This window comes from Micromonospora sp. NPDC005172 (assembly GCF_040608555.1).
GTDB lineage: Bacteria > Actinomycetota > Actinomycetes > Mycobacteriales > Micromonosporaceae > Micromonospora.
In genome coordinates this window covers 240,853-262,433 of the sequence record NZ_JBEXIL010000002.1, presented here as the reverse complement: position 1 = coordinate 262,433, position 21,581 = coordinate 240,853, and the positions used below count along the sequence as shown (strand labels likewise).

20 protein-coding genes are annotated in these 21,581 nt (G+C 70.9%); 7 read left to right on the top strand and 13 right to left on the bottom strand.

The window, feature by feature from the left end; translation table 11 throughout:
* The first annotated feature begins 294 nt into the window (after window positions 1-294).
* On the top strand, window positions 295-510 hold the full coding sequence (locus ABZV06_RS02530) for a DUF3073 domain-containing protein (protein WP_007454329.1): 216 nt from the start codon (window positions 295-297) through the stop codon (window positions 508-510).
* Window positions 511-651: 141 nt separating this feature from the next.
* On the opposite strand, the gene amcA is transcribed toward ABZV06_RS02530, so the two are convergent.
* From amcA to ABZV06_RS02505, 5 genes are all read right to left on the bottom strand, one after another.
* Entirely contained in the window at window positions 652-888 is a 237-nt protein-coding gene (gene amcA / locus ABZV06_RS02525; protein WP_355617941.1) for a multiple cyclophane-containing RiPP AmcA, read from the bottom strand.
* A complete protein-coding gene (gene amcB, locus ABZV06_RS02520; protein WP_355618003.1) occupies window positions 857-1,960 on the bottom strand; it encodes a cyclophane-forming radical SAM peptide maturase AmcB in 1,104 nt (367 codons plus the stop codon). Before amcB ends, amcA begins: the two co-directional genes overlap by 32 nt.
* A gap of 126 nt (window positions 1,961-2,086) precedes the next feature.
* Complete coding sequence (gene purM, locus ABZV06_RS02515) at window positions 2,087-3,241, bottom strand: phosphoribosylformylglycinamidine cyclo-ligase (RefSeq protein WP_355246567.1); 1,155 nt, start codon at window positions 3,239-3,241, stop codon at window positions 2,087-2,089.
* Between the two features lie 62 nt (window positions 3,242-3,303).
* On the bottom strand, window positions 3,304-4,842 hold the full coding sequence (gene purF / locus ABZV06_RS02510) for an amidophosphoribosyltransferase (protein WP_355246570.1): 1,539 nt from the start codon (window positions 4,840-4,842) through the stop codon (window positions 3,304-3,306).
* Between the two features lie 168 nt (window positions 4,843-5,010).
* Entirely contained in the window at window positions 5,011-5,364 is a 354-nt protein-coding gene (locus ABZV06_RS02505; protein WP_355246573.1) for a sterol carrier family protein, read from the bottom strand.
* A gap of 428 nt (window positions 5,365-5,792) precedes the next feature.
* Here ABZV06_RS02505 and ABZV06_RS02500 point away from each other — a divergent pair, with 428 nt between their 5' ends.
* Window positions 5,793-7,622 (top strand): carboxypeptidase regulatory-like domain-containing protein, encoded by a 1,830-nt coding sequence (locus ABZV06_RS02500; RefSeq protein ID WP_355617938.1) that lies wholly within the window; start codon window positions 5,793-5,795, stop codon window positions 7,620-7,622.
* Between the two features lie 225 nt (window positions 7,623-7,847).
* Here the strand turns inward: ABZV06_RS02500 and ABZV06_RS02495 are convergent, their stop codons facing one another.
* The 4 genes from ABZV06_RS02495 to purS are packed head-to-tail and all read right to left on the bottom strand — an operon-like array spanning window position 7,848 to window position 12,321.
* The gene (locus tag ABZV06_RS02495) at window positions 7,848-8,603 is read right to left on the bottom strand and encodes a 2-phosphosulfolactate phosphatase (protein WP_355618000.1); all 756 of its coding nucleotides are present in this window, start codon (window positions 8,601-8,603) and stop codon (window positions 7,848-7,850) included.
* 4 nt (window positions 8,604-8,607) lie between these two features.
* The gene (gene purL, locus ABZV06_RS02490) at window positions 8,608-11,331 is read right to left on the bottom strand and encodes a phosphoribosylformylglycinamidine synthase subunit PurL (protein WP_355617935.1); all 2,724 of its coding nucleotides are present in this window, start codon (window positions 11,329-11,331) and stop codon (window positions 8,608-8,610) included.
* Between the two features lie 46 nt (window positions 11,332-11,377).
* Window positions 11,378-12,061, bottom strand: coding sequence for a phosphoribosylformylglycinamidine synthase subunit PurQ (gene purQ, locus ABZV06_RS02485; RefSeq protein ID WP_355245598.1), 684 nt, complete (start codon window positions 12,059-12,061; stop codon window positions 11,378-11,380).
* Window positions 12,058-12,321 (bottom strand): phosphoribosylformylglycinamidine synthase subunit PurS, encoded by a 264-nt coding sequence (gene purS / locus ABZV06_RS02480; protein ID WP_007454310.1) that lies wholly within the window; start codon window positions 12,319-12,321, stop codon window positions 12,058-12,060. Before purS ends, purQ begins: the two co-directional genes overlap by 4 nt.
* A 356-nt stretch (window positions 12,322-12,677) precedes the next feature.
* Between purS and ABZV06_RS02475 the strand changes: the two genes are divergently transcribed.
* The gene (locus ABZV06_RS02475) at window positions 12,678-13,361 is read left to right on the top strand and encodes a trypsin-like serine protease (protein ID WP_355617932.1); all 684 of its coding nucleotides are present in this window, start codon (window positions 12,678-12,680) and stop codon (window positions 13,359-13,361) included.
* 23 nt (window positions 13,362-13,384) lie between these two features.
* Window positions 13,385-13,948 carry a YbjQ family protein gene (locus ABZV06_RS02470; protein ID WP_355245607.1) on the top strand — a complete coding sequence of 188 codons (564 nt, stop codon included), beginning with the start codon at window positions 13,385-13,387 and terminating at the stop codon, window positions 13,946-13,948.
* A 117-nt stretch (window positions 13,949-14,065) separates the two neighbouring features.
* On the opposite strand, the gene purB is transcribed toward ABZV06_RS02470, so the two are convergent.
* From purB to ABZV06_RS02455, 3 genes are all read right to left on the bottom strand, one after another.
* Window positions 14,066-15,490 (bottom strand): adenylosuccinate lyase, encoded by a 1,425-nt coding sequence (gene purB / locus ABZV06_RS02465; protein WP_355617929.1) that lies wholly within the window; start codon window positions 15,488-15,490, stop codon window positions 14,066-14,068.
* 175 nt (window positions 15,491-15,665) lie between these two features.
* On the bottom strand, window positions 15,666-16,391 hold the full coding sequence (locus ABZV06_RS02460) for a GntR family transcriptional regulator (RefSeq protein ID WP_355617926.1): 726 nt from the start codon (window positions 16,389-16,391) through the stop codon (window positions 15,666-15,668).
* Between the two features lie 10 nt (window positions 16,392-16,401).
* Complete coding sequence (locus ABZV06_RS02455; RefSeq protein ID WP_355617923.1) at window positions 16,402-16,944, bottom strand: UTRA domain-containing protein; 543 nt, start codon at window positions 16,942-16,944, stop codon at window positions 16,402-16,404.
* 288 nt (window positions 16,945-17,232) lie between these two features.
* On the opposite strand from ABZV06_RS02455, the gene ABZV06_RS02450 reads away from it, so the two are divergent.
* The gene (locus ABZV06_RS02450; protein ID WP_355617920.1) at window positions 17,233-17,691 is read left to right on the top strand and encodes a hypothetical protein; all 459 of its coding nucleotides are present in this window, start codon (window positions 17,233-17,235) and stop codon (window positions 17,689-17,691) included.
* A gap of 73 nt (window positions 17,692-17,764) precedes the next feature.
* Here the strand turns inward: ABZV06_RS02450 and ABZV06_RS02445 are convergent, their stop codons facing one another.
* A complete protein-coding gene (locus tag ABZV06_RS02445) occupies window positions 17,765-19,057 on the bottom strand; it encodes an acetyl-CoA C-acetyltransferase (RefSeq protein ID WP_355617918.1) in 1,293 nt (430 codons plus the stop codon).
* Window positions 19,058-19,112: 55 nt separating this feature from the next.
* On the opposite strand from ABZV06_RS02445, the gene ABZV06_RS02440 reads away from it, so the two are divergent.
* Both ABZV06_RS02440 and ABZV06_RS02435 read left to right on the top strand, forming a co-directional pair.
* On the top strand, window positions 19,113-20,465 hold the full coding sequence (locus tag ABZV06_RS02440) for a 3-oxoacyl-ACP reductase (RefSeq protein ID WP_355617915.1): 1,353 nt from the start codon (window positions 19,113-19,115) through the stop codon (window positions 20,463-20,465).
* The gene (locus ABZV06_RS02435; protein ID WP_355617912.1) at window positions 20,465-21,526 is read left to right on the top strand and encodes a MaoC/PaaZ C-terminal domain-containing protein; all 1,062 of its coding nucleotides are present in this window, start codon (window positions 20,465-20,467) and stop codon (window positions 21,524-21,526) included. Before ABZV06_RS02440 ends, ABZV06_RS02435 begins: the two co-directional genes overlap by 1 nt.
* The last annotated feature ends 55 nt before the right edge of the window (window positions 21,527-21,581 follow it).

Sequence of the window (21,581 nt, the reverse complement as noted above, 5' to 3'; positions counted from 1 at the left end):
GGGGGCGGATCGACCGGGATCCGCCTCCGGGCCTCCCGCGCGGGCCCGACTCGGTAAGCTGAGGTCCGGGTCACGTTTGGCATGTTTTGCCCGGTGTCACGGGCGCTCTCCGTTCCGCTCCTTACCGAGTACACTGGGTGACGGCCGGATCGCCGCGACGCGCAGAGCCGGCTGGCGGTAACCCGAGGTGCCGAACGATGGCATCCCCATGTACCGTAAGAGCCACGAGAGATGCCTGACGTCATCGGGGCCCGCCTTCGGGCTGCCCCGCATTCTGTGCGAGGGGGTCGAGCCATGGGGCGCGGCCGTGCTAAGGCCAAGCAGACAAAGGTGGCCCGGGAGTTGAAGTACCACTCCCCGAACACCGACCTCACCGCCTTGCAGCGCGAACTGGCGGGTGCTGGTAAGTCTGAGCACCACTTCGACGACGACTCAAAAGAGTTCGTCGACGACGATGATGAGAATCATGCGGACGACGACCCGGATCCCTGGGTCCGCCCGACCCGCTGACCTCTCGACGTAGCTGAGCACGCGGTAACCCCCGCGTGCTCACGCATGTGCCCTTCGGGAGCGAGATCGGTGCCGATCATCAGGGGCCTGCCCTGGCCGGGAATCACTCCGACCGCCGACAGGCCCCTGATCACGGCCGCCCTAGCGCGGCCGGTTGTTCCAGTTGTAGAAGGTCGGGATGTTCTCGAAGTGGTTCCACGCGCAGACCGCGCTGACGCCGTCTCCGCCCGGCACCTCCGCCCGCAGCCGCCGCGCGTCCGCGGCCTCCTGTAGCAGCGCGACAAGCCCGGGGGCGGCCTCCCGCACGCGTTCGGTGACTCTGTCCGTGGCATCGTCCGCTTCGCGCTCAGGCCGCCGGTGACTGGTGGTCTCGGGCATGCTCCAACACTCCCTCCAATAGGCGGATCTTGCTGTTGCGGCAGTGCTCGGTCTCCGTACCGTCAAAACGCCCCAGCTCGAAGTAACGGTTGGCGGCATGACCGCCGCCACAGAAGCCGAAGTAGGGGCACGACGCACGACACGCCTCCACCCCCGCCAGGAACTCGCCGACCCACGGCGTCGACACCGCACCGGCCAGGATCTGGGCCAGCGGGGTGGTCAGCACGTTCCCACTGCTGAAGTCGCCGTAGCGCGGGTCGGTGAAGCCGGCCAGCTCCGGGGAGAGCACCGTCACCGAACCGTCGTGCCCGATGGTCGGAATGGGATCCAGCCGGCGGGGCAGCACACCGTCCACCGAGCCGTCCAGGACCGCGCCCGCGTACCGGAGCGACCACTCGACCTCGCGAAGGTGGATGCGCGGCGCCCGCCGCCAGGCCGTCACCAACTCGGCCCAGAACGTCGTCACCGCCGCCGGGTCGTGGCTGTTGTCGCGGGTGTTGACGCCTTCGGTCTCCTCGATGTTGATGCCCAGCACGTCGCAGCCCAGCTCGAGGAAGTAGTCGTACAGCTCCGCGGCGAGCCCCGGCGTCGGCCGGGACACCACGGCCAGCGCGGAGAAGGGCAGGTCGTGCCGGCGCAGGGCGGCCACACCCCGCAGAATCTTGTCGTACGCCGGCTGGCCGCCACGGTTGACCCGGTCGCCGTTGCGCTCCCGGGGGCCGTCCACGCTCACGCTCACCCGCATCTCGTGCCGGGCGAAGAAGTCGCACCACTCGTCGTCGATCAGCGTGGCATTCGTCTGCACATGATGCTCGACCTCGGGCCCGAAGGGTGCCATCAGAGCCGCGAGGTGCTCCCGGCCGGTCGCGAGCGGCTCACCGCCGTGCCACACCACCGAGAAGCGACCCGACGCCGCCCACGGGTTGACCGCTGCCGCCACCGCCTCGGCCACCGACAAAGACATGCGCCGGTCGACGGCCCGGAACGGCAGGTAGCAGTACGCGCAGTCGAGGTTGCACAGTGTGGTGGGCTGCATGACGACGTACGACGGGACCGCGGCAAGACCGCGCATCCCGCTGAACGGCAGTTCCCCAGCAGCCATCACCCTCCTCCGCCGAGCCCGAGCCCTTCAGGCTAGGCGGCGCTGGCCACTCGGGTGAAGCCCTGATCAGGTACCCGTACGATCACCGGAGCGTGATCACCCTCGGGTGTGCTGACCCACCATCTGCACGTTGCCGGTGCCCTCGATGATCTCGCCGGCCTGCCAGGCCTCGACGCCCCGGCCCGTCAGCGTGGCCAGGGCGCGATCCGCGTCCTCGGCCGAGACGATTGCGAACATGCCGACGCCCATGTTGAAGGTCGACTCCATGTCCTGGTCGTCGATCCGGCCCTTCGACTGAATCAGGTCGAAGATCGGCTGCGGCTTCCAGGTGGACCGGTTGACCACCGCGTCGACGTGCTCGGGGAGCACCCGCACGAGGTTGCCCGGGATGCCGCCGCCGGTGATGTGCGACAGCGCCCGAACCTCGGCCTCGGCGATCAGCTTGAGGCAGTCCTTGGCGTAGATCTTGGTCGGGGTCAGCAGCTCCTCACCGAGGGTCCGCTGCCGGCCGAAGTCGTCGATCACGATGTCCAGCCGCATCCGGGCGGCGCCCAGCAGCACGTGCCGGACCAGCGAGTAGCCGTTGGAGTGCAGGCCGGAGGAGCGCATGGCGATGACGACGTCACCCACCTCGACGCGGTCCGGGCTGAGGATGTCGGCCTCCTCGACCACACCGACACCGGTCGCGGAGATGTCGTACTCGTCCGGGCGCAGCACGCCCGGGTGCTCGGCGGTCTCGCCGCCCAGCAGCGCGCAGCCCGCGTACCGGCAGCCGTCGGCGATGCCCGCACCGATCTCGGCCACCTTGTCCGGGACGACCTCGCCCGTCGCGATGTAGTCGAGCAGGAACAGCGGCTCCGCACCGCAGGCCACCAGGTCGTCGACGACCATCGCGACCAGGTCGATGCCGACCGTGTCGTGGATGTCCATCTGCTGGGCGATGACCAGTTTGGTGCCGACACCGTCCGTGGAGGAGGCCAGGATGGGGTTCTTGTACTTCTTCGTGTCCAACCGGAACAGGCCGGCGAAGCCGCCCAGGTCACCCAGCACCTCGGGCCGCCGGGTCTCGCGAACCTTGGACTTCAGCAGCTCCACCGCGCGGTCGCCCGCGTCGATGGAGACCCCGGCGTCGGCGTACGAAACCGAGCGTTTGCCCCTCTGACGGCCGGCACCGCCCGTCCACGGCTGGTGGTCGCTGCCAGCGCCGTTCGGGCTGCTTCCTGCGCCGCTGCGCTCGGACACGTGCGTCACGGTTCTCCCCTTTTGTGGTCCTCGGTGCCGCACCGGCGGTGGCCGGGCCGCGCCAGTTGGTGCTACGGGCGGTTAGCGGTCACGCCACCCGGAGTGGCGACGAGCGGGCCGAAGCTGTCCGGGGCCTCCGACGTCGCGGTCGCGACCCGGCGGCCCATACCTTCCAGCACGTGCTTGCCGATCAGATTGCCAGCCGGAAGCTCGATCGGGTACTCCCCATCGAAACACGCCCGACACAGTCGGGTCTTCGGCTGCTCGGTCGCTGCGATCAGGCCGGCAAGCGAGACATAACCCAGCGTGTCGGCGCCGATGGAGCGCCGGATGCCGTCGTTGTCCAACCCGTTGGCCAGCAGCTCCGCCCGGGTGGCGAAGTCGATGCCGTAGAAACACGGCCAGCTGACCGGTGGGGAGGAGATCCGGACGTGCACCTCGAGCGCCCCCGCCTCGCGCAGCATCCGGACGATGGCGCGCTGCGTGTTGCCGCGCACGATCGAGTCGTCCACGACGACCAGGCGCTTGCCGCGGACGTTCTGCCGCAGGGGGTTGAGCTTGAGTCGGATGCCGAGCTGACGCAGGGTCTGCGACGGCTGGATGAAGGTACGCCCCACGTACGGGTTCTTCATGAGGCCCGCGCCGTAGGTGATGCCGGACGCCTCCGCGTAGCCGATAGCGGCCGGGGTGCCGGACTCGGGCACCGGGATGACGAGGTCGGCCTCGACCGGGTGCTCCTTGGCCAACTGCCGGCCGATCTGCACCCGCGCCGCGTGCACGTTACGCCCGGCGATGGTCGCGTCCGGGCGGGCGATGTAGACGTACTCGAAGAGGCAGCCCTTCGGCTCGGGCGCGGCGAACCGGGTCGAGCGCAGCCCCTCCTCGTCGATCGCGATCAGCTCGCCGGGCTCGACCTCGCGCACCACGCTCGCGCCCACGATGTCCAGGGCGGCGGTCTCGCTCGCCACCACCCAGCCACGCTCCAGCCGGCCGAGCACCAGCGGGCGCACGCCGTGCGCGTCGCGGGCCGCGTACAGCGTCGACTCGTCCATGAAGACGAAGCTGAACGCCCCGCGCAGCTGCGGCAGCACCTCGAGCGCGGCCGCCTCGACCGACAGGTCGGGGCGGCTGGCCAGCAGCATCGTCACCAGCGAGGTGTCGTTGGTCGAGCCGTCCGCGACGAGGCCGCGCTCGGCGACCTCCTTCTCCAGCTCCGCGGTGTTGACCAGGTTGCCGTTGTGGGCCAGCGCGATGGTCGTGCCGGAATCGGTCGACCGGATGGTCGGCTGGGCGTTCTCCCAGTTGGACGCACCGGTCGTCGAGTATCGGGCGTGCCCGATCGCCAGGTGGCCACGCAGGCTGGCCAGGGTGGGCTCGTCGAAGACCTGGGCCACCAGGCCGAGGTCCTTGTAGACCACCACGCCTGAGCCATCGCTGACCGCGATGCCCGCCGCCTCCTGGCCGCGATGCTGGAGGGCATAGAGGCCGAAATAGGTCAGATTGGCGACCTCTTCGCCAGGGGCCCAGACGCCGAAGACGCCGCAGGCGTCCTGGGGGCCGGGTCGTTGGGGATCAAGGTCGTGGCTCAGCCGGCCGTCGCCTCGGGGCACTACCGCTCCCTCATGCTGGTCTGGACCGGCCTGGCGGGGATCACGGGGCGGATCCACATTCCTCGGCCGGGACCACTGTCGTCGTCTGACAGTGTACGCGAGTCGACGTCGATACAGATAGTCACGGTTTCGCTGCCGAGAGTAGCGATCACACGGACATCGAGGCAGCTAGAGGGGCAGATAGGCCGAGATATCCCCCCGGACGCCGCTCACCTGAACACGACCCTCGGCCACCGCACCGGCCCACGCGAGCCGGCCCGTGGCGAGTTCCAGCCACGTCTGCGGCGACATCTCGACCACGTTCGGCGGGGTTCCTCTGGTGTGTCGAGGACCGGGGACGCACTGGATCGCACCGTATGGTGGGACGCGCACCTCCACCGATCGGCCGGGGGCGCGCTCCGCGAGTACGGCCAACAACGACCGGACCGCCTCCCGGAGTACCGACCGTTCGGGCGTACGACCCTCGTCAAGCGCCGACAACGCCGCGTCGACGGCAGCGGACTTACTGTGCGGAGAGGACACGACGGGACGATACGACCCACAGGTGAAGCACCCGACGCTGGCCCTGGGTCGCGCCGGCACAGTGAGACAAGGCATAGTGGCCGACGGCGTATTCGTACCGTGATGATCCCCGGCCCGGCGCCCCGCCGGTACTAGGGAAGTCAGCCCGGAAGGCGGTGGACGTGTCAACACACCGACGTGCCTGGAAGCAGCGGGCCGGTGTGGTCGTAGCGCTGGTTGCAGGCGCTCTGCTCGCCGTCCCCGCCACACCGGCAATGGCCGCTCCTAAGGTCACAAATGTCTCGGCCTCCCCAGGCACCGTCCAGGCGGGTGGCGAGACAACGGTGAGCTACACCCTCAGCTTCGACGAACCCGTAGCTCCTGCCGATGTAACTGTCAGCTCCGACAACCCCAAGCTTCAGTGCATCGAGGGTTGCTCGCAGGGAAACGTGACCGAGGCCAAGACCTACACGGCCAAGTTCAAAGTGGCGGACGACGCCTCGAACGGGTCCGCCCGTGTCACCGTCAGGGCCAGCGCAGGCCTGGGGAATGGACAGGGTTCGACGACGGTCAACCTCACGTCGAAGGCCGCACCGCCGCCCACGCCGCAGCAGAACCAGACGGTGAAGTCGGTCTCCGGCAAGGTGGTCAAGAAGGCCGACGGCGACCCGGTGCCGAACGCGTTCGTCGTCCTGCAGGACACCGGCGGCCACCGCTACGACGCCGTCGCTGACAACAGCGGCAACTTCCGGTTCACCGGTAGCAGCCAGGCCCCGATCAGCCCGGGTCGGATCGACCTGGGGGCGTCCTCGGAGAACATCAAGGCCTTCAAGAGCTTCAACGCGAGCGCCGGGCAGACCGTCACCGGCCAGCGGATCGTTCTGGAGGTCAAGGTCGAGGTGACGCCCAGCGCCACCCCGTCGCCCACCGCCGATGCCACCCCCACCGAGGAGGCGACCGAGGAGGGTGCCGAAGAGCAGCCCTCCGAGGAGGCCAGCCCGGGCGCCCCGGCGAACGCCAGCAACGAGGACGACGGTGGCGGCTTCGGCTCGTACCTGATCATCCTGCTCGGAGGCCTGCTCGTCGCGGCCGGCGTCGGCACGATCGTCCTGCTGTGGATGAAGCGCCGCGAGAGCGGCGACGACGATGAGCCGGCGGTGGCTGGCGCGGCCGGTCCCGCTGGCGCGGTACCGGCGGCCCGTGGGGCCTTCCACGGCGCCGACGACAAGACCCGCGTGGTCAACCGCGGCGGCGGGCCCGACCCGACCATGGTCGGCGGCGCGGCACTGAGCGAGGCGCCGACGATGATGCACCGCCCGGTCGTCGACGACGTACCGCCGGACCCGTACGGCGCGCCCGCCCAGCCCTACGGGGCGGCGGACCAGCAGGTTTGGGGTGGCTCCGGCTACGACGACGAGCCCGCCCAGGGCGGCTACGGCGGCTACGGCAACGCCCCCGCCTCGGGTGGTGGCTACGGCACGTCGGCGACGCCCGACGGCGGCTACGGCGGCGGCGCGGCGGACGGCTACGGCGCCGCACCCGGTTCCGGAGCGGGCTACGGCGGTGCCGCGGCCCCGGGCGTCGGCTACGGTGCCGCGCCCTCCTCCGGGGGCGGCTACGGCAGCCGTGACTACACCGCGCCGGCCGGCGCCGGGGGTTACCCGCCGGCTCCCGCTGGTGGGGCGGCAGGCTACGGCGAGCGCTTCGACGAGCCGACCGGACGGTACACCGGCGACAGCACGCAGTACCCGGCTCCGGCAGACCCGTACGCCACCGGCGTGTACCAGCCGGAACAGGCACCGGGTTACGGCCAGCCGGAACAGGCACCGGGCTACGGCCAGCCGGAGCAGGCACCGGGCTACGGCCAGCCGGAGCAGGCACCGGGCTACGGCCAGCCTGATCCGACCACGCCGTACGGCGGCGGTCGGGGGGCGGAGCCGAGCGGAGGCTACGGCCAGCAGACCGGCGCGTACGACCAGGGCGGCTACGGCCAGCCCGCCGGCGGATACGACCAGGGCGGCAACTACGGCCAGGAGCCCCCGCAGCAACGCGGCAGCTACGACGACCGGGGCTACGACCAGGGCGGATACGGCCAGCCCGCCAGCGGATACGACCAGGGCGGCAACTACGGCCAGGAGCCCCCGCAGCAACGCGGCAGCTACGACGACCGGGGTTACGACCAGGGCGGCTACGGTCAGCAGCAGGGTGGCCGGGCCCGGCCGGACGCTCCCCCGCCCACTGAGCGCGGCGGTCGACGCCTCGACTGGCTGGACGACTGACCGGCACCACCACAACGCACACAGCGGGACGGCCGCCCGGAAAACCGGGCGGCCGTCCCGCTGTCACCTGACCGACCCCCGCCCTACCTCCACCCCACCCCACCCCACCCCGTTGATCATGAAGTTATTGCCCCGACACGCCGGCTGCGCGGGCAATAACTTCATGATCAACGGGGGTGGAGGTAGGGCGAGTCGGGCACTCGGGCCGGCCGACGGGTCTTGTGGTCAGGCGGCGGAGAAGACGCCCTGGCGGAGCACCGGTACGACATCGGAGACGCCCACCCGGACGGCGATGTCGACGTCGGCTTCGAAACCGCCTTCGGTCAGCTCCCGACCGGACACACTGCCGCGCACCGCTGCGGGTACGTCCGGAGTGCTGGCCAGCGCGGCGAGCGCCATGGCCGCCTCCACGGAGAGGCCGCCCGGCACCCCGGACAACGCGTCCAGCACGCTTGCCGCGCCGAGTTGGTCCTCGACCGACGGGCGCAGCGACCCGTCCGGCCACCGCTCGCCCGAGGCGATGACGCCGATCGGGGCATCAGTCGTCCCGTACCCCTGGCGGCGCAGCCAACGCCCGACGGCGCTGGCGTTACGCAGACACGCCGCGACCACCGGCAGCCCGGTGGCGCTGGCGGCGGCGCTGATGGCCGAACCGTTCGGCGAGGGCAGCACCAGGTCCGCGACGATCGGCGCGGCGCTCAGCGCGGCCGGTGAGAGCGACCACGGATGGTCCGCTGTCACCCGGCGACGACCGACCGCCGCCACCGCGCCGACCCGCAGTGCGTACTCGGCGGCCTGCTCGCCCCACGGGAAGGGATGCACCCGCATGCCCCGGGCGACCGCCACCTCCACGGCGGTGGTGAACGAGAGCACGTCCACCACCACCAGCGCCGCGCAGACCCGGCCGAGTTCGGCCGCCCCGGTCAGGCCCCAGTCGAACCTGGCACCTGACCCGGGCTGGCCGTAGACGGCCGCCGCCAACGCCTCAGCGCTCGTCAGGCGACGGCTCGGTGGCACCGGAGTCAGACTCGGACGGCTGCTCCGACCCGACCGGGTCGACAGCTCCGGTCTGCGGAGACGGGCCGGCCGACGCGATCGGCTCGGAGAGCACCTCCGACGCGTCCACCGGCTCGGCCGGGGCAGTCGGCAGCGGCACGGCCTCGACCGCACCCGCCACTCCGGCGGCCGGCGCGGGCACCTCCGCGACAGCGGGCTCAGGCGTCGCACCAGCGGCCGGCTGGGACGTACCGTCAGCGGCCGGAACCTCTTCGGCGGCGGTGCCGCCGAAGAGGCGCGGAAGCGTCTCGGTGTGCGCGGCGCGCAGCTCGTCCAGACCGATCCGGAACTGCCCGTGCACCTCGAGCGCACCGCCGGACGGGTCGGTCACGCCGATCAGCTCGAACGGCACGCCCCGCTCGGCGCAGAGCGCCGCGAACGCCTTGTCGTGGCCACGCGGCACCGAGACCAGCGCCCGCGTAGCGGACTCACTGAACAGGTAGACGAAGGGCATCGAACCCTCGGCGAACTGCTCCGGCACGGCGATCCGAGCGCCGACGCCACGCCGCAGGCAGGACTCGACCAGGCTCTGCGCGAGACCACCGTCGGAGAGGTCGTGTGCCGAGCTGAGGTGGCCCACCCGGGCGGCCTCGGCCAGCAGCTCGGCCAGCGCCTTCTCGCGGAGAAGGTCGACCTGCGGCGGGATGCCGCCGAGGTGCTGGTGCGTCACCCAGGCCCACTCCGAGCCGGACAGCTCCACGTTCGTCTCGCCGAGCAGGTAGAGCTGGTCGTGGTCGCCACCGGCGCGCGGCACGAAGCCCATCGGCACCCGGTCGGCGACGTTGTCCAGGACACCCAGCACACCGACCACCGGGGTCGGGTGGATGGCCGCCGCGCCGGTCTGGTTGTAGAAGCTGACGTTGCCGCCGGTCACCGGGATGCCCAGCTCCAGGCAGCCGTCCGCGAGGCCGCGCACGGCCTCGGCGAACTGCCACATGACGCCCGGGTCCTCCGGCGAGCCGAAGTTGAGGCAGTTGGTCACGGCGATCGGCTTCGCGCCGGTCACCGCCACGTTCCGGTACGCCTCGGCCAGGGCCAGCTTGGTGCCGTTGTACGGGTCCAGTCGGGTGTACCGGCCGTTGCCGTCGACCGACAGCGCCACGCCGAGGCCGGTCCGCTCGTCGATCCGGATCACGCCGCCGTCCTCCGGCTGGGCGAGAACGGTGTTGCCCAGCACGTAGCGGTCGTACTGCTCGGTGACCCAGGTCTTGTCGGCCAGGTTCGGCGACGCGATCATGCGCAGCACGGTTTCCCGCAGCGCGTCCGGGTCGGCCGGGCGGGGCAGCGTCTCGGCGCGGTCGGCCTGGAGCAGGATGAGGTCGGCCGGCTCACGCATCGGCCGGGCGTAGACCGGCCCGTCGTCCACCAGCGAACCCGGCGGCACGTCGACGACGAGGTGGTCCCGCCAGGTGATCAGCAGGCGACCGGGGCGGCCGTCCGGCTCCGGGGCGGTGACCTCACCGATCGCGGTGCCGAGGACGCCCCACTTCTCGCAGGTCTTGAGCACCGCGTCGAGCTTGTCCGGCTCGACGACCAGCAGCATCCGCTCCTGCGACTCGCTGGCCAGGATCTCGTGCGGGTCCATCGAGGGCTCGCGCAGCGGCACCCGCTCCAGCCAGACCCGCATGCCGGTGCCGGCCGCGGCGGCGGTCTCGGTGAGCGCGCAGGTCAGGCCGGCGCCGCCCAGGTCCTGGATGCCGACGACGAGCTGGCCGTCGTACAGCTCCAGGCATGCCTCGATCAGCAGCTTCTCGGTGAACGGGTCGCCGACCTGCACGGCCGGGCGACGGGCCTCGCTGCCCTCGTCGAAGGTGGCGCTGGCCAGCACCGACACGCCGCCGATGCCGTCCCGGCCGGTCTTGGCGCCCATCAGCACCACGACGTTGCCGGGGCCGGCGGCGGCCTTGTTCTGCAGCCGGTCGACCGGCAGGACGCCCAGGCAGAGCGCGTTGAGCAGCGGGTTGCCCTGGTAGGACGGGTCGAAGACCAGCTCGCCACCGATGTTGGGCAGGCCCAGGCAGTTGCCGTAGCCGCCGACGCCGGCGACCACGCCGGTGAGCACCCGGGCGGTGTCCGGGTGGTCCGCCGCGCCGAAGCGCAGCGGGTCCATGACCGCGATCGGGCGGGCGCCCATGGCGAGGATGTCCCGGACGATGCCGCCGACGCCGGTCGCCGCGCCCTGGTACGGCTCGACGAAGCTCGGGTGGTTGTGCGACTCGACCTTGAAGGTCACCGCCAGCTTGTCGGAGACCTGCACGACACCGGCGTTCTCACCGATGCCGGCGAGCAGCCGGTCGCTGTGCGGGGCCTTCTCGCCGAACTGGCGCAGGTGCACCTTGCTCGACTTGTAGGAGCAGTGCTCGCTCCACATGATCGAGTACATCGCCAGCTCGGACTGGGTGGGGCGACGGCCGAGGATCTGTCGGATCCGGTCGTACTCGTCGTCACGCAGGCCCAGCTCGGTGTACGGCTGCAACTCGCCCGGGGTGCCACCGGCGCGCGGCACGGTGTCCACGCCGTCGGTCCAGTCGGCGGTCGCCGGCTGCGCGGGAGCGGCCGCCGGAGCGGTGGGCTGCGCCGGCGGCTCGGTCGGCTGCACCGGGGCGGAGTACGCCTCCGGAGTGTCCCGTACCGGGTCCGGGTGGGTGGTCATGACCTCTCCTCGATGCGCTCGTGCCCGCCAGACTCGCTCCTCGCGGTCATGCTGGCGCCCCGACCAGGTGCTTGAGGACCGAGGTGAAGAAGCCGAGGCCGTCCAGTGAGGGGCCGGTGAGCGCCTCCACCGCGTGCTCCGGGTGCGGCATGATGCCGACCACGTTGCCGGCGGGGTTGGTGATCGCGGCGATGTCGCGCTGCGACCCGTTCGGGTTGCCGCCGACGTAGCGGGCGACGACCCGGCCCTCGGCCTCGAGCTGGTCCAGCGTCGCGGTGTCCGCGACGTAGCAGCCCTCACCGTTCTTGACCGGGATGAGCACCTCCTGGCCAGCCTGGAACGCGTTGGTCCACGCGGTGCCGGCCGACTCGATGCGCAGGACCTGGTCCCGGTTGCGGAAGTGCAGGTGCTGGTTGCGGGTGAGCGCGCCCGGCAGCAGGTGCGCCTCGCAGAGGATCTGGAAGCCGTTGCAGATGCCGAGCACCGGCAGTCCGCCCTTGGCGGCGTCCACGATCGTCTCCATCACCGGGGCGAATCGGGCGATGGCGCCGCAGCGCAGGTAGTCACCGTAGGAGAACCCGCCGGGCAGGACGACAGCGTCCACACCGTGCAGATCCTCGTCGCCGTGCCAGAGCCGGACCGGCTCGGCGCCGGCGATCCGGACGGCGCGGGCCGCGTCCCCGTCGTCGAGCGAGCCGGGGAAGGTGACCACACCGACCCGGGCGGTCACGAGCGGGCGTCCGCGGTCTCGTCGGTCTCGACCAGGCGGACGGTGAAGTCCTCGATGACCGGGTTGGCGAGCAACTTGTCGGCGATCTCCCGGGCCCGGTCCAGGTCCGGTTCACCGGTGAAGTCGATCTCGATCCGCCTGCCGATCCGAACTGAGGCGACGTCGCTGACGCCGAGCCGGGGCAGCGCGTTTGCGACGGCCTGGCCCTGCGGATCGAGGATCTCGGGCTTGAGCATGACGTCGACGACGACGCGAGGCACTGGGCACTCCTGACTGTGTACGCAGTTGGGTGCCGACCCACAACGGGCGAGCGCAGCCAGCCTACCTGGCAGATTCCGCCGCGGACGCACCGGCCGGGCGCAGTTCCGGCAGTGATCCACATAACGGGCGGCAGAAGGGCCCGGCAACGCGGGACAGGCCGTTTCACCAGGGGATACACAGCGCGGAGGGTAGCTGAATCGTTACATTGGACGATCTCGATCGGCTTCTTGAAAACGGTGCTCGTCGGCCCTAGAGTACATCGACGTGGCTCGATGCCAGCGATGACGGGGACCTCCCGCCGTCGCCACCGGGCACCCGGCGACCCCGGGCCCCCACCCCTCCAAGGAGTCCACCGATGCGCGTTCGTCCCCTGCTCGCCCTGATCAGCACCTCGCTGGTCGGCGCCCTCGCCGCCGCGTCCGGCGCGTCCGCCGCCCCGGCTGGCCCCCAACCCATCATCGGCGGCGGCACCGTGTCGTCCGCCCCCTGGGCCGCCGCCGTGCTGAGCAACGGATCGTTCACCTGTTCGGGCAGCGTGATCGCCGCACAGTGGGTGCTCACCGCCCGCCACTGCATCAGCGGCACGATGTCCGTCCGGGTCGGCAGCGTCTACCGCGCCTCGGGTGGGGTCACCCGAACCGTCAGCGCCACCTACACCCGTAACGACCTGGCCCTCATGCGCCTCTCCAGCACGGTCAGCACCTCGACGGTGTCCCTGGCGAGCAGCAACCCGCCCGTCGGCTCGACCAACTCGATCTACGGTTGGGGCATGACCTGCTACAGCGGCTGCTCCGCATCCAGCCAGCTCAAGACCGCCACCGTCCAGGTGACCAGCACCAACGTCACCGACGCGTACGGCGGGCAGGCCATCCGCAGCACCCGGATCAACGGCAACGCCTGGCGGGGCGACTCGGGCGGCCCGCAGTTCTACAACGGCCAGCAGGTCGGCGTGGCCTCCACGGCCGACGGCTACAACATCCAGAACTACGGCAGCGTCGCGTACAACCGGGCCTGGATCACCTCGGTGGCCGGTGTCTGACGGTTAACGCCCCCGCGGTGCGGATGGTCGGCGGCGCGCCGGCCGTCCGCGCCGCGTCGTTTTGCAGCATCCGATCAGGTGAACACTGCACACGATCGGGTCGCGCCACTCCTGACAGCATCGGAAACGTGCTGGTCGTGACGACAGAGCAACTGCCCGGCTACGAGATCCGCCAGATTCTCGGTGAGGTGGTGTCATCGATGGCCAGGACGCGCAACCCGTACCGCGAGGGGGTCAAGAACCTGCGCGGTGGCGCGTACGACCCGATGGCGCCGGACAACCTGACCCGGTGGCGTACCGACTCGGTGACCCGCCTCGGCGAGGAGGCCCTGCGGCTCGGCGCGAACGCCGTGATCGGCATGCGCTTCGACAGCCGGGACTGCGGCGAGATGTGGATGGAGATCTGCGCGTACGGCACGGCGGTTGTCGCCGTACCCACGATGCCCGAGGTCATGCCGGCCGACCAGCCGGCGGTCGCGGCCGAGACCGCCACCGACCCGGCGTTCGCGGAGTCCCTGGGCGGCATCGCCGAGCCAGCGAGCGCCCCCACCCTGCGAACAGCCGCCGAAACCCCCACCGGCGACTAGGCCCACCCGACCAGACCCGGTTGATCATGAAGTTATTGCCCTACACCTCGGCGTGTCGTGGCAATAACTTCATGATCAACGGGCGAAAGCCGGGAGAGGGGGGAGAGGGAGCGGGGGTTAGAGGATGGGGGGTGGGGTGTAGGTGGCTGCTTCGGGGTGGGTTTCCACCACCTTGGTGATTCGGCGGGTTATCTGCTCCACCTGGGATCGTGCCGCTCCTACGAAGGCCGTGCGGTCGGCTACCAGGGTGTCGATGTCGGCGCGGGACAGGCCGAGGCGGCCGTCGTCGGCCAGGCGGTCGAACAGGTCGTTCTCCGGAGCACCCTTCTCGCGCATGGCCAGCGCCACCGCCACCGCGTGCTCCTTGATCACCTCGTGGGCGACCTCCCGGCCGACGCCGCGCCGGACCGCCGCCACCAGGATCTTGGTGGTCGCCAGGAAGGGCAGGAAGCGCTCCAGCTCCCGGTTGATGACCGCCGGGTACGCGCCGAACTCGTCGAGCACCGTCAGGAAGGTCTGGAACAGCCCGTCGGCGGCGAAGAACGCGTCCGGCAGGGCCACCCGACGGACCACCGAGCAGGACACGTCCCCCTCGTTCCACTGGTCGCCGGCCAACTCGCCGACCATCGACAGGTAACCCCGGATGATCACCGCGAAGCCGTTCACCCGCTCCGACGAGCGGGTGTTCATCTTGTGCGGCATCGCGCTGGAGCCGACCTGACCCGGCTTGAAGCCCTCGGTGACCAGCTCCTGGCCGACCATCAGCCGGATCGTGGTGGCCAGCGACGACGGCGCGGCGGCGGTCTGCGCCAACGCGGCCAGCACGTCGAAGTCCAGCGAGCGCGGGTAGACCTGCCCGACGCTGTCCAGCACCCGCGCGAAGCCCAGGTGCTCGGCGACGCGTCGCTCCAGCTCGGCCACCTTGTCGGCGTCACCGTCGAAGAGGTCGAGCTGGTCGGCTGCCGTGCCGACCGGCCCCTTGATGCCGCGCAGCGGGTAGCGGGCGATCAGCTCCTCCAGCCGCTCGTACGCGATGAGCAGCTCCTCCGCCGCCGACGCGAAGCGCTTGCCCAGGGTGGTCGCCTGCGCCGCCACGTTATGCGAGCGGCCGGTCATGACCAGCTCGGAGTGCTCGTACGCGAGCCACGCCAGCCGCGCCAGGGTGGCCACCACCCGGTCCCGGATCAGCTCCAACGAGGCGCGCACCTGAAGCTGCTCGACGTTCTCGGTGAGATCCCGCGACGTCATCCCCTTGTGCACGTGCTCGTGCCCGGCCAGCGCGCTGAACTCCTCGATGCGGGCCTTCACGTCGTGCCGGGTGACCCGCTCCCGCTCGGCGATCGACGCGAGGTCGACGTGGTCGAGCACGCGCTCGTACGCCTCGACCACACCGTCCGGGACGGCCAAGCCCAGGTCACGCTGCGCACGGAGCACGGCGAGCCACAGCCGCCGCTCCATCCGGACCTTCTCCTCGGGCGACCAGAGGGCGACCAACTCGGGCGAGGCGTACCGGTTGGCGAGCACGTTCGGGATCGTCGTCACGTACCTCATTGTCCGTCACCCGCCCGAGCCTGCCGGGACCGGGCCGGCTCGGGCGGGAGTCCGCGCGCCCCAGGTCAGGGCAGCTCGTAGATGATCACCGGTCCAGGTCCGCCGCCGCGAGCGTGCTGAACCGATCAGCGTCCAGCGCTCCGAAATGGCGGTCGCGCTGCGCGGGCTATGCGCTGTCCGGCTGGATCTCCTGGTGGTATTCCAGCTCGTGCAGGTGACCGCCCTTGATCAGGACTGACACCTCGACCGGATCCCCGTGCGAGCGGATCACCCGGAACTGCCGGATCACCGGAACCTGCGGCGGCAACGCCAGGATCTCCACCTCTTGGGTGGTCGGCATACGGACGGACAGCCGGTCGACGAGGTCTCGCTGTGTGTGCCCCAGGTCGGCGAGTGCCCGAGGGATTCCGCCAACGAGCTTCTTGCGCGACGAGATTGCGGTGCCTCGGCCGATCGCGACCGGGTAGTACGACCACGACACCTCCACCGGCTCGCCGTCGTGCGAGAGCAGGCGATGACGGAGGATGGCGGGCTCGTCGTCCGCGATACCGAGAGCGAGCGCCACATCGGTGGGCGGTCGTACCTCGGCCACGTCGAGCAGGTGGTAGGTGTACCCACCACGTGCGGGCGGGACGTATGCGTCGACCGCTATGACCAGCGGTTGGCGGTCCCGGACGTAGACCCCCTTGCCTACCCGGCTGTGGAGATAACCCTCTGCCTTGAGGGAGGTCAGTGCCCGCTGCACGGTCGCGTTCGCCACCGAATACTGGTCGATCAACTGAGCTGTCGACGGCAACTGCGACCCGGACGGCAGCTCGCCGGACATGATTCGCGCTCGGATGTCGGCAGCGATTTGCTCATGCCGCGGCCGATCGTCGCTCCTGCGAGCCACAACGGCCTCCCTATGCCATCGACGATTCGTACCGAAGGCGACGACCTCCGGGGGTCATGGTCATGACGCTCAGCTCGACTGGCAAGCCGTCATCGGTACTGAGCACGCGAGTCAGCCCGAGGACCCAGTCGTCCTCACGTAGTTGCAGTAACGACCGTTCCACCTCGGTCGCCCTCCGCGTGTAGACGTCCTCGCTCACCCGTCGTGGCCGGTATCCCAACTCGGCGAGCAGAGTGACTGCCCCGCCGCGAATCTTGCGCAATTCTGCAAGGCCAGTGTCGCGAGCGATGGTCGCCGGGTAGAGGGATGTCGCCAACTCCACCGGCTGCCCGTCCAGCAACATCATTCGACGGCGTTGGATCACCGGCGCATCGGCGTCCAGGTGCAGCGCATAGGCCAACTCGGCTGCCGGAACGATCTCGCTGACGTCGAGCAGGCGCTGCGTACCCACTCCGCCGTTCTGCGCGGCCTCCGCTCCCCAGGCTTCGGCCTCGCCGGGCCTCCGTGGCGTCACGTAGGGAGTGGAGACACTGATCCATTCGAGGTCACTCAAGCTCCGCTCCTTCGCCGCATCCGAGCCATCTCTCTCGCACCCACAGTAGATGCCAACGATCCCACCTTCAGTCCTTGATGCCTTTCGCATACGGCAGTAAGGTTACGTCACAGCCGACCAATCCGCCGACCGCACTTCCCTGCGGTCGTAGGGACCTGCTGCGTTCCACTCGTGCCGACAGGAGCGTGAGATGACGTTCGACTGGTATCGCCTGCTCGATGCGCCGTTTGCCGCTCCGCTGGCGTACCGGATCGCGTCGTGACCCCCTGTCGGCCGCCCGTCGTCCGGGTGGGTGATGTCATCACCGTCGCCGAGCAGCACTACTGCTACGGGCTGGGTCGGCTGGTCCTGCGGGTGATCGAGGTGGGCCGACGCGAACGGCACAGTGACGGCATCTGGCTCCACCTGCGCGGCATCGAGTTGGGCACGCCTGGCGGTCCGCGTCAACGCCGGGTGCTGGTGCGCCTGGCTGCCCTACATGTACGACACGCCGGGCGGCCGGCGGAGCCAGGGATTCCTAAGCCGCACGTCCCCATCCGGCCGACCTGGAACTGCGCCGGCTGCGGACAGGAATGGCCGTGCCCGAACCGCCGACGCCGACTGCTCATCGAGTACGCGCACGACCGGTTGTCGATGACGTTCTACCTCGGTCTACACCTGGCGGAGGCGGCAGTCGACCTGCCGGACCTCTCCGCCAAGAGGCTGCACGCCCGGTTTCTCGGTTGGACACGGCCCCGCCGATCGTGACCGAGCACGAACGGGGCGGGATGTCCCAGTGTCTACTAATAAGAGACATTGGGACATCGCGGCGGACCCTCGGTCAACGCTCCAAAATGGCCGTCACGCCCTGGCCGCCGGCCGCGCAGATGGAGATCAGCCCGCGTCCGCTGCCCTTGGCGGCGAGCAGCTTGGCCAGCGTGGCGACGATCCGCCCACCGGTCGCGGCGAAGGGGTGCCCGGCAGCCAGCGACGAGCCGTTCACGTTGAGCCGGTCGGTGTCGATCGCGCCCAGCGGGGCGTCCAGGCCCAGCCGGTCCTTGCAGAACTCCGGCGACTCCCACGCGGCGAGGGTGGCCAGCACCTGCGAGGCGAACGCCTCGTGGATCTCGTAGTAGTCGAAGTCCTGCAACGTCAGCCCGGCGCGGGCCAGCATCCGGGGCACCGCGTACGCGGGTGCCATCAGCAGGCCCTCGTCACCGTGCACGAAGTCGACGGCAGCCGTCTCGGACCAGCTGAACCAGGCCAGCACCGGCAGATTGTGCGCGTTCGCCCACTCCTCGCTGGCCAGCAGCACGGTCGACGCACCGTCGGTGAGCGGCGAGGAGTTGCCGGCGGTCATGGTGGCCTGCTCGGCGTCCGGGCCGCGGGTGCCGAAGACCGGCTTGAGCGCGCCGAGCTTCTCCACGCTCGTGTCGGGCCGGAGGTTCGCATCGCGGGTGAGCCCCAGGTACGGCGTCATCAGGTCGTCGAAGAAACCCCTGTCGTACGCGGCGGCGAGCCGCTGGTGCGAGCGCAGCGCCAACTCGTCCTGGGAGCGCCTGTCGATCTGCCAGTGCAGGGCGGTGCGGGCGGCGTGGTCCCCCATGGACAGGCCGGTACGCGGTTCGGCGTTGCGGGGGATGTCCGGCTTGAACGGCTGGAGCGGGCGCAGTTTCGCGGCGATCTTCAGCCGCTGGCCGACCGTGCGGGCCGAGTTGAGTTTGAGCAGCGTGCGCCGCATCTCCTCGTTGACGGCGAGGGGCGCGTCGGAGGTGGTGTCGGCACCGCCGGCGATGCCCACGTCGAGCTGGCCGAGGGCGATCTTGTTGGCGACGAGGATCGCGGCCTCCAGGCCGGTGCCGCAGGCCTGCTGGATGTCGTACGCCGGGGTGTGCGGGTCGAGCCGGGACCCGAGCACCACCTCGCGGGTGAGGTTGAAGTCGCGGGAGTGCTTGAGTACGGCACCGGCGACCACCTCGCCGACCCGCTGCCCGGCCAGCCCGTAGCGGGCGATCAGACCGTCCAGCGCCGCGCCGAGCAGGTCCGCGTTTGACGCGTCCACGTAGCGGGAGTTGGAACGGGCGAAGGGGATGCGGTTGCCCCCGATGACCGCGACCCTCCGGATGCTCTGCACGATCCGCCTCCTCGACAAGTGTTGCTCGAACCCTACTCGCCAGTAGGCTACGCCCATGACCGACAGGTACGCGAGCTTCGTCCAATCGGCCGCCGGCCGCACGCTGGTCAAGCGCCTCGGGCTGCCCGACCCGCCCCGACTGCGCCGGCACCACCCCGGCGACCCGCTGCTGCCCGGGCCGGCTCTGCTCGGTGTGGCCACCGGCGGCCTGCTCGCCGAGCCGGTCGCCAGGATCCTCACCGCCGCCGGGGTCGAGGTGCGCGACACCACCACCGCCGGAGCACCGGACCGCTTCGGAGCCCTGGTGTACGACGCCACCGGGATCATCGACTCCACCGATCTGCGCCAGCTCTACGACTTCTTCCACCCGCAGGCCCGGGCCGTGCTGCCCGGCGGTCGGGTGATCGTGCTGGGCACTCCACCTGAGGAGTGCCCGATGCCCCGCGAGGCGACCGCTCAGCGTGCCCTGGAGGGGCTGGTGCGCAGCATCGGCAAGGAGTTCGGCCGGGGCACCACGGCCCAACTCGTCTACGCGACCCGTGTCGAGGGCGGCGTCCTCACCAGCCTTGAGTCGACGCTCCGATTCCTCCTGTCCGGGCGGTCCGCGTACGTCTCGGGCCAGGTGATCCGGATCGGCTCAGGCGAGGCGACCGTCCCGGCCGACTGGGAACGCCCCCTGGACGGGCAGGTCGCGCTGGTCACCGGCGCCGCCCGGGGTATCGGCGCGGCGCTGGCCCGGGTGCTCGCCCGCGACGGCGCACAGGTGGTGGCGCTGGACATCCCGGCCGCCGGCGACGCGCTGGCCGCGGTGGCGAACGACATCGGCGGTACGGCCGTGCAGCTCGACCTGACCGCACCGGACGCACCGACCCGGCTCGCGGACCACCTGGCCAGCCGACACGGCCGGGTCGACGTGGTGGTGCACAACGCCGGCATCACCCGGGACAAGACACTCGGCCGGATGGACGCCGACCACTGGGACCAGGTCATTGACGTCAACCTCTCCAGTCAGGAACGGATCAACGACATGCTGCTGGGGCGGGGGCTCATCCCGACCGGCGGGCGCATCGTCGCGGTCTCCTCGATCGCCGGAATCGCCGGCAACCGGGGGCAGACCAACTACGCCACCAGCAAGGCCGGCGTGATCGGGCTGGTCGACTCGCTCGCCCCGGCCCTGCGTGGGCGGGGGATCAGCGTCAACGCGGTCGCCCCCGGCTTCATCGAGACCCGGCTGACCGCGCGCATCCCGCTTGTGGTGCGCGAGGCGGGCCGGCGGATGAACAGCCTGGCCCAGGGCGGGCTGCCGGAGGACGTGGCCGAGACGATCGGCTGGCTGGCCTGGCCGGCCAGCGGCGCGGTCAGCGGCAACGTCGTCCGAGTCTGCGGCCAGAGCCTGCTGGGGGCGTGATGGCCAGGAGGAGAGAGCCCGCGAGGGAACCGGAGGACCTGTCGGTCCACGAGCTGATCGAGGGCCCCACCGAGATCCTGTCGCGGGAGACGCTGGACGCGATCCGCCGGCCGGGAGCCGCCGGCGCCGACCTGCGCGTCGAGCAGACCCACGACCTGACCGCGTCGGCGGCCGAGGTGACAACCGACCTCGGCGGGGACGGTCGGGCCGGCACGGGCAGCCGGACCCGCGTCGAGCTGCCCCGGATGCCCGCGTCCGGCGCGCTGTACCGGCGGGCCGCGCTCGGCGCGCTGCCCGGGCTTGGTGGCGGGCGGCGCGGGAACGACCTCCCGGCGGTCGAGTACGCCGTGGCCGGGGTGCGGACCGACCGGGCACACCTGGCCGACTACGACCGGGTCTGCGGGTTCCGGCTCACCGACCGGCTGCCCGCGACGTACCCGCACGTGCTGGGCTTTCCGCTGGCTCTGCGGCTGATGACCGCACCCGGCTTCCCCATCGCGCTGACCGGTGTGGTGCACGTCGGCAACCGGATCACCACGCACCGCCCGATCACCGCCGACGAGGTCCTCGACTTCACGACGTACGCGCAGGACCTGCGTCCGCACGACCGGGGGCGGCAGGTCGACGTGGTGCTGGTCGGGTCGGTCGACGGGGAGGAAGTCTGGCGCGGCGTCTCGACGTACCTGGGTCGGGAACGCACACCGGGCGGGCGCGAGCGGGGCGAGCGTCCGGGCGCGCCCACGGCCACGGCCCGGTGGCGTGTCGAACCCCGCGTGGGCACCGAGTACGCGCGGGTCTCCGGGGACCACAATCCGATCCACACCTCCCGGCTCGGTGCGCGACTGTTCGGCTTCCGCCGGCCGATCGCGCACGGTATGTGGAGCAAGGCGCGCTGCCTCGCGGCGATGCAGACGCGACTGCCGGACGCCCACACCGTCGAGGTGGCCTTCAAGCTGCCCGTACCGCTGCCGAGCACGGTGAACTTCGCCGTCCTGCCGGACGACGGGTTCGCCCTGCACGACTCGCAGGGCCGGCCGCACCTGGTGGGTCTCGTGCGCTGACGCGCCCCTGCCGATCCGAGGGGGTTGGCAGGGGCGCACTTCTGCGTTAAGTTGT